The sequence below is a fragment of the Pokkaliibacter plantistimulans genome, from assembly GCF_003194385.1.
GTDB classification, from domain to species: domain Bacteria; phylum Pseudomonadota; class Gammaproteobacteria; order Pseudomonadales; family Balneatricaceae; genus Pokkaliibacter; species Pokkaliibacter plantistimulans.
On sequence record NZ_LAPT01000134.1, the window covers coordinates 1 to 10,140 of the forward strand.

10 protein-coding genes are annotated in these 10,140 nt (G+C 57.1%); 4 read left to right on the forward strand and 6 right to left on the reverse strand.

Annotated features, from left to right (window positions below; translation table 11 throughout):
- Positions 1-243 precede the first annotated feature (243 nt).
- Complete coding sequence (gene cysD / locus WH50_RS23455) at positions 244-1,188, reverse strand: sulfate adenylyltransferase subunit CysD (RefSeq protein ID WP_104155255.1); 945 nt, start codon at positions 1,186-1,188, stop codon at positions 244-246.
- Between the two features lie 30 nt (positions 1,189-1,218).
- The gene (gene fldB / locus WH50_RS23460; protein WP_104155254.1) at positions 1,219-1,731 is read right to left on the reverse strand and encodes a flavodoxin FldB; all 513 of its coding nucleotides are present in this window, start codon (positions 1,729-1,731) and stop codon (positions 1,219-1,221) included.
- A 644-nt stretch (positions 1,732-2,375) separates the two neighbouring features.
- On the opposite strand from fldB, the gene WH50_RS23465 reads away from it, so the two are divergent.
- The 4 genes from WH50_RS23465 (at position 2,376) to WH50_RS23480 (ending at position 6,217) form a co-directional block, all read left to right on the forward strand.
- On the forward strand, positions 2,376-4,037 hold the full coding sequence (locus tag WH50_RS23465; protein ID WP_104155253.1) for a nitrite/sulfite reductase: 1,662 nt from the start codon (positions 2,376-2,378) through the stop codon (positions 4,035-4,037).
- On the forward strand, positions 4,021-4,524 hold the full coding sequence (locus WH50_RS23470; RefSeq protein ID WP_110189623.1) for a DUF934 domain-containing protein: 504 nt from the start codon (positions 4,021-4,023) through the stop codon (positions 4,522-4,524). Before WH50_RS23465 ends, WH50_RS23470 begins: the two co-directional genes overlap by 17 nt.
- A gap of 98 nt (positions 4,525-4,622) precedes the next feature.
- A complete protein-coding gene (locus WH50_RS23475) occupies positions 4,623-5,402 on the forward strand; it encodes a phosphoadenylyl-sulfate reductase (RefSeq protein ID WP_110189624.1) in 780 nt (259 codons plus the stop codon).
- 8 nt (positions 5,403-5,410) lie between these two features.
- A complete protein-coding gene (locus tag WH50_RS23480; protein WP_133251415.1) occupies positions 5,411-6,217 on the forward strand; it encodes an SRPBCC family protein in 807 nt (268 codons plus the stop codon).
- A 39-nt stretch (positions 6,218-6,256) separates the two neighbouring features.
- Here WH50_RS23480 and WH50_RS23485 read toward each other — a convergent pair whose 3' ends face one another.
- The 4 genes from WH50_RS23485 to WH50_RS26700 are packed head-to-tail and all read right to left on the reverse strand — an operon-like array spanning position 6,257 to position 9,894.
- Positions 6,257-7,273 carry an energy transducer TonB gene (locus tag WH50_RS23485; RefSeq protein ID WP_110189626.1) on the reverse strand — a complete coding sequence of 339 codons (1,017 nt, stop codon included), beginning with the start codon at positions 7,271-7,273 and terminating at the stop codon, positions 6,257-6,259.
- A 9-nt stretch (positions 7,274-7,282) separates the two neighbouring features.
- Positions 7,283-8,074, reverse strand: coding sequence for an ABC transporter ATP-binding protein (locus WH50_RS23490; protein WP_110189627.1), 792 nt, complete (start codon positions 8,072-8,074; stop codon positions 7,283-7,285).
- 3 nt (positions 8,075-8,077) lie between these two features.
- The gene (locus WH50_RS23495; protein ID WP_207780454.1) at positions 8,078-9,079 is read right to left on the reverse strand and encodes a FecCD family ABC transporter permease; all 1,002 of its coding nucleotides are present in this window, start codon (positions 9,077-9,079) and stop codon (positions 8,078-8,080) included.
- Positions 9,076-9,894, reverse strand: a complete 819-nt coding sequence (locus WH50_RS26700) for an ABC transporter substrate-binding protein (protein WP_207780455.1) — start codon at positions 9,892-9,894, stop codon at positions 9,076-9,078. The genes WH50_RS23495 and WH50_RS26700 overlap by 4 nt, the downstream gene beginning before the upstream one ends.
- Positions 9,895-10,140 lie beyond the last annotated feature (246 nt).

Genomic DNA, 10,140 nt, shown 5'->3' on the forward strand with positions numbered 1-10,140 from the left:
TGCGCCACCACAACCGTATTCTCAACAACCACCTCGCGGGGCAGGGCAGTATTGCCGTGGTACCGGCGGCAGAGGTTACCTTCTAACAGGCTGTTGAAAATCTATCAGCGTTGCCGAATACCGCGTCAAAAACAGGCTCAAAATGCTCATTTAGCTCACTAAACTCCACTTTTTCGCCTGTTTCTTGTGCCCTTGGGGTATTTCCTTGTCTCGGCGGCCTCGATAACGTTTTTCAACAGCCTGTTAGAAATACCCTTCGCGCTTCTTCTGCTCCATGGAGCCTGCCTGGTCATGGTCGATCACTCGGCCCTGACGTTCGGAGGTTTTGGTTAGCAGCATTTCCTGAATGATTTCAGGCAGGGTGTTGGCGGTGGATTCCACCGCGCCCGTCAGCGGGTAGCAGCCAAGAGTACGGAAGCGTACTGATTTCATCATCGGCTTCTCGCCTGCTTCCAGTGGCATACGCTCGTCGTCAACCATGATCAGGGTGCCGTTGCGCTCAACCACGGGACGCTCTGCTGCGTAGTAAAGGGGAACGATTGGGATACTTTCCAGGAAGATATATTGCCAGATATCCAGTTCGGTCCAGTTGGACAGCGGGAATACCCGAATGGATTCGCCACGGTGAACCTTGCCGTTGTAGAGGTTCCACAGCTCAGGACGCTGGTTTTTCGGATCCCAGCGATGTTTCTTGTCGCGGAATGAATACACACGCTCCTTGGCGCGGGATTTCTCTTCGTCACGACGGGCACCACCAAACGCAGCATCAAAGCCGTACTTGTCCAGTGCCTGTTTGAGTGACTCGGTCTTCATCACGTCAGTGTGGATCTTGGAGCCGTGGCTGAAGGGACCGATGCCCTGCTTAACACCGTCTTCGTTGATATGGACAATCAGGTCCATGCCGAGCTTTTTGGCCATCTCGTCGCGGAAGCTGATCATCTCCCGGAATTTCCAGGTGGTATCCACGTGCATCAACGGGAAGGGAGGCTTGCCAGGGTAGAACGCCTTGCAGGCCAGATGCAGCATGACCGCTGAATCTTTACCGATGGAGTAGAGCATGACCGGGTTCTCGAACTCGGCCGCTACCTCACGGATGATATGGATGGACTCTGCTTCAAGCTGCTTCAGGTGAGTCAGCTGACGGTCAGACAGGGTATTCACTACTGATGGTTTGGTCGCTTCGGACATGGCACCCTCGTTATGCAGACAAACCCGGCATCACGCCAGGTTTGCTTCCGATTTAATCTGCTGGACCCAGCGCTCAACCCGCTCATCGGTTTGATCGCGTTGCCAGTCTTCATCAATGGCCAGGCCTACAAACTGCTTGCCGTCGGCAGTGGCAGCCTTGGAGGCTTCGTACTCGTATCCTTCGGTAGACCAGTAACCGATGGCTTTGCCGCCCTGGGCGATGACTTTGTCATGCAGCATGCCCATGGCATCAAGGAACCATTCGGGGTAACCAAACTGGTCGCCCAGACCGTAAAACGCGACGGTTTTATCGGCAAAATCGACGTCATCCACGTCATCCCATACTTCCTGCCAGGCTTCCTGAATCTCGCCGTAATCCCAGGTGGGGATACCGAAAATGATGAAGTCGTAGGCTGCTGCAACGGCAACAGGCGTATCGTCCACACTGTAGACGTCTACATCAGCACCCAGCTTGGCGATGATCTTCTTGCCGATTTCCTCGGTGTTACCTGTGGTTGAGCCATAGAACAAGGCGATAGACATGAACACTTTCCTTTTAACTTCGTTTAACCAGTTAGCAGGCAATCACGGTTTGCACTGGTCAGCCCTGTCCTTATTTGCTTGGTTTGAGTGTCTCCATCGCAGTTCAATCACTTAGTGATTGGGTTGGAGAGGGGACGGGTCCTAAAACAGTGTCGGCGAATTTTAACAGAGCCATCATAGAGGCATAGATTTAAAACAAAAAAGAATAAATTGGCATGTTGTCATTTCCGAAAGATATATGAATGGCGTGCAGCGGGCAGAGCACGACACCGCCTTAATTTCATAATCAAAGAAGCTATATAAATAAGAAATTATTCTTTTGAGTTATATAACCTCCTCCTCTACCATGCTCAGCCAATAGTAAAAATGGGTCGAGCCATCGCTGGTCGTCAGGCTGAATTCGGCAGGGCGGGAAGCGGTCGGTGATGGTTGGGTAGCGATGTGGTTGTATGCCTGCACATTGAGACCCACACATAGTTAACAGGCTATGCCTGGCTCCCCAATTGCTCTGATGGCGCACTGGACAGATGTCCGCTGCGCAGAAAACTTACTAATAAAGCAGGGCTGCATGCTGACACAGTACTTCCGTGAAGTCGGTGTCCATGTGGAAACAAACCGTGAATCTGAGTGTGTGAAAAAGCCCCATGTACGTTTATAACGAATATGACCAGCGTCTGGTGGATGATCGGGTCGCGCAGTTCCGTGACCAGACCCGCCGTTATCTGGCAGGTGAATTGCCCGAGGACGAATTCCGTGTCCTGCGCCTGATGAACGGGCTCTATATCCAGCGCTTCGCTCCCATGCTGCGCGTGGCCATTCCTTATGGTCTGCTGTCTTCTGACCAGCTGCGCAAACTGGCTCATATTGCCCGTACTTACGACAAAGGCTATGGCCATTTCACTACCCGTCAGAACATCCAGTTCAACTGGCCGACTCTGGAATCTGTACCTGACATTCTGGCGGAGCTGGCTGAAGTGCAGATGCACGCCATTCAGACCAGTGGTAACTGTATCCGTAACACCACCAGTGATCAGTACGCCGGTGTGATTGCTGGCGAAGTGGAAGATCCTCGTCCCTGGTGTGAGCTGATCCGTCAGTGGTCAACGCTGCACCCTGAGTTCGCCTATCTGCCACGCAAGTTCAAGATCGCGGTGACCGCAAGCGAACGCGACCGTGCTGCCACTCAGGTGCACGATATCGGCATCCATCTGACGCCAAACGAAGCGGGTGAAGTGGGTTTCCGTGTCTATGTAGGAGGTGGTCTGGGTCGCACGCCGTTCATCGGTCAGGTGATTTGCCCCTGGCTGGAAAAGAAACACCTGCTGTCCTACCTCGAGTCCATCCTGCGCGTGTACAACCTGCACGGTCGTCGTGACAACAAGTACAAGGCGCGTATCAAGATTCTGGTTAACGCCATGGGTATTGATGCATTCCGTGATGCTGTTGATGCCGAGTGGGCGCATGTCAAAGACGGCCCCATGACGCTTGATGAGCAGGAAGTGGTTCGCCTGAAAGCCTACTTTACCGAGCCTGCTTACAATTCCGCCGCTGCCGCTGATGCAGGTCTGCAGGCGCTGTTGTCCGGCAATAGCGATTTCCGCGTCTGGTTTGAGCGCAATACCCGCGAGCACCGTGTTGAGGGCTATCGCATCGTCGTGCTGTCTCTGAAGCCGCTGCTGCGTGCTCCCGGCGATGCAACCGATGCACAGATGGACGCCATTGCTGATCTGGCCGATGAGTACAGTTTTGGTGAGCTGCGCGTCACCCACGACCAGAATCTGGTGCTGGCTGACGTCGCTGAAAAAGACCTTTTGGCCCTGTGGCAGAAAGCCATTGAGCTGGATGTGGCGCGCCCCAACGTGGGAACCGTCACCGACATGATTTGCTGCCCCGGCTTCGACTTCTGTTCTCTGGCCAACGCTCAGACTATTCCTGTCGCTGAAGCTATCAACAAGCGTGTTGAGCTGCTGGATTTTGTCCACGATCTGGGCGAAATCAGCCTGAATATGTCTGGCTGCATGAATGCCTGTGGTCACCACCACGTAGGTAACATCGGTATCCTCGGCGTCGATAAGAAAGGCGAGCAGTGGTATCAGATCACCATCGGTGGTTCAGCGGCGGAAGATGCCAGTCTGGGCAAGGTGATCGGCAAGGCTGTACATCAGGATGAAGTGCCTGAAACAGTGGCCCGTCTGCTGGAAGTATATGTGGAACAGCGTGAAGGGGAGGATGAGTCCTTCCTGGATACCGTTCGTCGTGTAGGTGTTGACCCCTTCAAGGAGCGTGTATATGCCCCTCATCATTAACAGACAGTCTCAGATTGAGCAGGTTGAAGACACCTGGACCCTGTGTCTGGATGCCGAGGCTGCGCTGCCTGCCGGTGACGTGATCGTTCCTCTGAAGCGTATGCTGGCCGATGCCAATGGTGAGATCAGCAGCCATGCTGGTGGTGTTGCTCCGCTGGTCGAGCCTGCCGACGATACTCTGACAATCAAGGAACTGGTGGGTACATTGCCGCTGGTGGCTGTGCACTTCCCGGTCTTTACGGATGGACGTGGTTTTACCCACGCCCGCATCCTGCGCGAGCGTTTTGGCTATCAGGGCGAAATCCGCGCAGTGGGCGACGTGACCCGTGATCGTCTGCAGTACATGGCGCGTTGCGGTTTTGATGCCTTCCTGATTGCGGAAGATCGCTTCAAGGCAGAATACCTCGAAGCATTGAGCGAGATCGGTGTGGACTACCAAGGGGGCGCCTACGATCCCCGTCCACTGTTCCGCCGCTGGGCACAGTAACCCGCTCAAAGGACTGCCTGCGCCACCAGTGTGCGGGCAGTCCGGCCCGATCCGGCTCCGTGGCGAGCCAACTGAACCGATTACCGTGAGACACTGAGATGAGCGATAACCAAGCCAGAGCGGCACTGTCTGATGTGCTGCAGGCCAAAATCGAGCACAGTATCCGTCTGCTTCAGGAAGCCGAAGGCAAATATGCCAGGGTGACCTTTGCCAACAGTCTGGGAGCGGAAGATGTTGTCATCACCCACCTGATTGCCAGGCATGCACCGGCGATCAATATGTTCTGTCTCGATACGGGTCGTCTGCCTGAAGAGACGCTGACCCTGTTGGCGGACATTCAGCAACAGCTCAGTTGCCGGATTCAGGTGTTCTTTCCCCGTCCTGAGGATGTGGAAGCCTATGTCAGTGAGCATGGCGTGAATGCCTTCTATGAAAGCATTGAACTGCGCAAGGCTTGCTGTCACGTACGTAAAGTGTTGCCACTGAAACGCGCATTGGCAGGCTATGATGCCTGGGTAACCGGCATTCGCCGCGAGCAGTCCGTGACCCGCGATAACGTGGCGTTCACTGAGCGCGATCTGGGCAACAACATGGATAAGCTCAATCCGCTGGCTGACTGGACGGAAAAAGAGGTCTGGGCCTATATTCGCCACTTTGCCGTGCCCTATAACAGTCTGCACGACAAGTTCTATCCCAGTATCGGTTGTGCGCCCTGTACCCGTTCCGTCACCCTCGGTGAGGATGTGCGGTCTGGACGCTGGTGGTGGGAGCATGCTGATCTGCGTGAGTGTGGCCTGCATCCCGGCTCCTCAACGCCATTGAAACCTTCCAGTGCGGCAGCCAGTGCTGCGTTTTCTTCGCTGAAACGCCCTGATTAAACCGCCGTATGGAACACGCTCAAACCCTGCCCAGTGCAGGGTTTGTCGTTTCTGCACCATTGCCTGTTGACCTTATCGCCGGAGTTGAACAAGTGTGTGGATTGGGAGCCCGGGTATTTTCCGGTTGTTCAGCGGTCTTGCTGCTTTTGCTGTGCTCTGTGTCGGCGCAGGCAGACGACTGGCAGTTGTACAAGCGTGACCGAGGGGTTGCCGTCTGGTATCGCGGTGCTGACGATGGCCTCTCCATGGAACTGCGTGGCGAGGTTCAGGTTGAGGCTCAGCCGCAGGCTCTGCTGGCTGTACTGGAGGATGCTGACAGCTTTGCCAGATGGGTGGCCTATGGTGAGCGTGTCAGCTACCAGCCTCTTGTCGCCCCTGTCTCACAGCCGCAGGCGCTGAGCCAGCTGGTGCACAGCTATTTCAATCCGCCCTGGCCGATCAGCAATCGCGATCTGCTGGTGCAGTCGCTGGCGGGTACCGATCCTGATGGCAGGCTATGGCTGCAGGTGCAGACGAGTGCCAATCGTCTTCCTGCCTCGGCGGATTATCTGCGTATTCCTGATGGTCAGGCGTGCTGGCAGGCGGAGCCGATACCCGGCACGGTAATGACCCGTATCCGTCATCAAAGCCGCTACACCGACATTGGTCTGGTGCCGCGAGTACTTCAGCATCTGGCCGCGCGCCGGGCATTGTTTTCGTCGTTGTTACGGCTGCAAACCCTGATCAGTGCCGAGCGCTATCAGCAAGGCCAGTACGGCCACTACCGCCTAAGTCCGGCTGAGTTGCAGTACTGCCAGCAGCTGGAAAAGTGGTAAACGGTCGGCGACGGCCTGCAGACGCAGAAGCTCAGCTGCTTACTGCAGCCTGAAGCGGATGGGGACCAGCACGGTTTCAGCGCTGCCAGCCCGGAACCGCCATTGCTGTACGGTCGCCAGCGCAGCACGATCCAGCACGCCATAACCGCTGGACTCGGCAACATCCACCTGTTCGACACGGCCATCGGGTGCCAGCGTCACACGCAAGGTCACGCGCCCTTGCCAGTTGTTCTGCCGTGCGCGACTGGGGTAGTGGGGTGAAGGGTTGTCTGCACTGCCCAGTGTGTACCTTTCACTTGCTGACGATGGATTCCCCTTGTTTGTTGCTTCAGCTGACTGTGCAAGAGGTGAAGTGCCCGCGCTGCTGTCTTTTTGAGTCGTTAGCTTACTCTTGTCCGTCTGTGGCGGGCTATCGGGTTTGGCAGGTTGCAGCGGCTGGTTGGTCGGCTGAGTCTGCATTGATGTTGTAGCGTGCTTTTTCTCCGCTGCTGGAAGCTTGGGTGCCGCAGGTGGCTTGGTGTGGGAGGCGGGTTTGGTAACGCTGACGGGGCTCTTTTTTTCGGGTAGCGGCTTGGATTTGAGCGGTTTGGGGGCCGGTTCGCTGGCCTCTGCCATGGTCGCGACTACGGGCACGTTGGGCAGCTTCCGGCTCTCGTTGTCAGTCGTTGCTGATGATGGCAAGGGCGGTGTCGTGGAGGGCGTCAGGTCGTGCTCCACCTCTTTAATGGTGACAGCGGTTGCTGCAGGCGGAACAGCTACAGGCTCAGGTGCTGAGGGTGAAGGCAGATTCCTTTGCTCAGCCTGTTCCGATAACGGTTTTGGCAAAGAGGGCGAGTCTGCCGGTTGCTGGCTGGCTGCATAGCTCAGCTCGACGGCGATGGCTGAGCCACTGGTTGTCCCACTACCCGGCTCCCCCATACTGAGCAGCCAGGTGGTCTGGCTGAGGGCAATCAGGGCCACACCATGAGCCGCCAGTGATACCAGCAGCCATAACCATAGTGAGCTGGAGAACACTGAGCGGCTGCGCTGTGAGTGAACAGAGTGCGTGGCTGCCATATATAGGGCCTAGAACGGGCTCAGAGCCTGAATCTGCGGTGGTCTGACTTGCCAGTCGACTCGGAAGTCGACCCCGTAGACCGGATTGATATGAGCTGGCACCAGTACTTCAGAGGCCAGGCCATCAGCACGCACTTTGCCGTTGTGCATCAGAATGACCCGGTCTGCAAAGCGCGCAGCCAGTTCCAGATCATGCAGTACTACCAGCACCCCTTTGGGAATGATACTGCCCTCGGTAATCAGGTGGGCCAGACGGCGCAGCACCGCCATGATCGACAGCTGATGGTGTGGGTCCAGACCCGCCAGCGGTTCGTCAGCCAGCAGCATTGGGGTATCGCAGGCCAGCGCCCGGGCAAGCATGACTCGCGCCAGTTCTCCGCCCGACAGGGTGTTGACGGTTCTGTTCTGCAGGACGAGGCAATCACACCGGCTTAGTGCCATGTCGACCAGCGGGTGATGCTGATCAACAGTATTGCCCTGTGCCAGTCGCCCCAGTGCGACCACCTCCCTGACGGTGAGCGGCCAGGCGCACTGGTGTTGCTGTGGCACATAGGCAATATGACGAGCCAGCTGTTGAGGTGCCAGGTTGCGATAGCTGTCATCGTTGAGATAGATCTGGCCTCGGTAGTCGCTGACCAGCCCGGCCAGCGATTTCAGCAGCGTCGATTTTCCTGCCCCGTTCGGGCCGATGAGTGCGACAAGTTCACCCTGCCTTACCGTCACGTCTGCCGGGCCCAGCAGAGCTTTACGCTGATGACTGACCTCCAGCCCGGCGGTGCACAGTTGCATACCACTTTGCATGTGTTACTCCTCCTGTCGCTGGCGATAAAGCAGATGAAACAGCACCGGCGTACCAATCAGTGCAGTGACAACGCCGAGTTTGAGTTCGTTACCCATGGGCAGGATGCGAATCAGGGTGTCGGCGAGTAACAGCAGTGCACCGCCCCCCAGCAGTGAGTGTAGCAACAGCTTGTCAGGACGATGTCTGACCAGTGGACGCAGCAGGTGCGGAACGACCAGACCAACAAAGGCGATACTGCCGGTCATGGCGATGGTGCTACCCACGCAGAGTCCACAGCCCAGCATGATGCGTGTCCGCAGGCGCTGGGGGCTGATACCCATGGTAGCGGCGACATCCGGCCCCAGGCTCCAGCCATACAGGCTGGGCCCTGTGCGCAGCAGCAGCCAGCAGCCCAGAGCCACGGCCGGTATGATCAGCAGGACCTGAGGCAGCCCTTTATCACTGGCTGAGCCCATCAGCCAGAAAATGACTTCCAGTGCAGCGAAGGGGTTGGGAGCCAGGTTCAGTGCTAGTGTGGTGAGTGCTGAGGCCAGTGCCGACAGGGCAACCCCCGCCAGAATAAAGCCGGTCATGCTCATGCTGTGGCGGGCCAGCCAGCCGAGGGCGGCCAGACCTACTGCAGCGCCGATAATGCCGCCCAGCGGTACCCACCAGGCCAGTGCGGCAAGAGGGCCGAAATAAAAGGCGATCACGGCGCCCAGTGCCGCCCAGCTATTGATCCCCAGCAGGCCGGATTCCGCCAGAGGGTTATGACTGTAACCCTGCAGTACCGCCCCTGACAGGCCGAGACTGGCGCCGGTGATGAAGGTCAGCAGGGTGCGTGGCAGGCGCACCTCCAGAATGAGCTGGCTGGTATCAAAACCATCCGGAATGCTGAAGCTGCCGCCGGGTGCCAGTATCAGTGAAAGACAAAACAGCACGGCAACAATGATCAGCAGCAGGTAGCGCTGTTCGTTGATGCCCAGCAGTAGGCTGCGCGAAGCGGCATGTACGTCAGAGTTCAAGGAGTGTGCTCCAGAGAACGAGATGAATCGGTAGGTAATATTGCCAGCTGCTGGTTGAGTTGTTCGAGGGTGCGAATGACCTCCGGTGTGCCGCAGGCAAGGCCATCGTCGGTCAGTGTGATCAGCTGCCATGGTCCCTTTTGCAGCCAGTCCTGCTGCAGCCAGGCCTGACCCAGCCCAGGCGCGGCGTTGCTGCTTTTGAACACGATGATGATTTGCGGCTGCCAGGTGATGACCTGCTCCGCTGTGGCACGCTGCCAGTTGCGCTGGCTGACAGGGCGAACGTCTACCAGATCGGTATGGCGCAACAGATCGATGGCCAGACTGTCATCGGTCGCCATCCAGCCACCGTTCTGCAACACCAGCGTGCGGCGTTGTTTGCCGGCAGCCAGCAGCCCACTTATCGCAGAGCGCAGATTGCCCACCACCGCGGTGGCTCGGTCATGCTGGCCCAGGGCATCCCCCAGAACGGTAATACGCTGCATCATGGTGTCGAGATTTTGCAGGGCAGGCAGGCTCAGGGTACGGATGTGCAGCTTGTTGAGTAGCTGTAGTGTGTTGCTGGCACTGTAGGCATCGGTAACCACTAGGCTTGGGTGCAGCAGGGCCACTTCATCGGCATTGGCATGATTGAAATGGAACGGGCTGGAAAACGTTGCCGTTCCCAGTCTGGCATCATCGGACAGATAACTGGCCGATATCAGTTGTGCGCTTGCGCCCAGACTGCTGATCAGCTGGTCGGTACAGAAATGCATGGATACAACGCGCGCAGGAGAAGCCCTGCCGAAGGACGGCAGGGCGAATAGCAGCAGCATGCATACACCCATCGGGCGTATGCATGTCATCAGGCGCTTAGCGGGTCGTTGAAAATCGATCTGCGTTGCCGAATACCGCGTCAAAAGCAGGCTCACAGCCAAAGGCTGAACGTGCTTTAGCACGGCCCCGAAGGGGCGAGCAAAGCGAGTCAAATGCTCATTTATCTCACTAAACTCCGCTTTTTCGCCTGTTCCTTGTGCCTGTCTCTTATACCAACATGACGCTGCCGCCGCTCCACTCCTCCG

Excerpts from the sequence above, each read along its gene's own strand:
- cysD (WP_104155255.1), bottom strand. The coding sequence starts at position 1,188 with ATGTCCGAAGCGACCAAACCATCAGTAGTGAATACCCTGTCTGACCGT.
- fldB (WP_104155254.1), bottom strand. The coding sequence starts at position 1,731 with ATGTCTATCGCCTTGTTCTATGGCTCAACCACAGGTAACACCGAGGAA.
- WH50_RS23465 (WP_104155253.1), top strand. The coding sequence starts at position 2,376 with ATGTACGTTTATAACGAATATGACCAGCGTCTGGTGGATGATCGGGTC.
- WH50_RS23470 (WP_110189623.1), top strand. The coding sequence starts at position 4,021 with ATGCCCCTCATCATTAACAGACAGTCTCAGATTGAGCAGGTTGAAGAC.
- WH50_RS23475 (WP_110189624.1), top strand. The coding sequence starts at position 4,623 with ATGAGCGATAACCAAGCCAGAGCGGCACTGTCTGATGTGCTGCAGGCC.
- WH50_RS23480 (WP_133251415.1), top strand. The coding sequence starts at position 5,411 with ATGGAACACGCTCAAACCCTGCCCAGTGCAGGGTTTGTCGTTTCTGCA.
- WH50_RS23485 (WP_110189626.1), bottom strand. The coding sequence starts at position 7,273 with ATGGCAGCCACGCACTCTGTTCACTCACAGCGCAGCCGCTCAGTGTTC.
- WH50_RS23490 (WP_110189627.1), bottom strand. The coding sequence starts at position 8,074 with ATGCAAAGTGGTATGCAACTGTGCACCGCCGGGCTGGAGGTCAGTCAT.
- WH50_RS26700 (WP_207780455.1), bottom strand. The coding sequence starts at position 9,894 with ATGCTGCTGCTATTCGCCCTGCCGTCCTTCGGCAGGGCTTCTCCTGCG.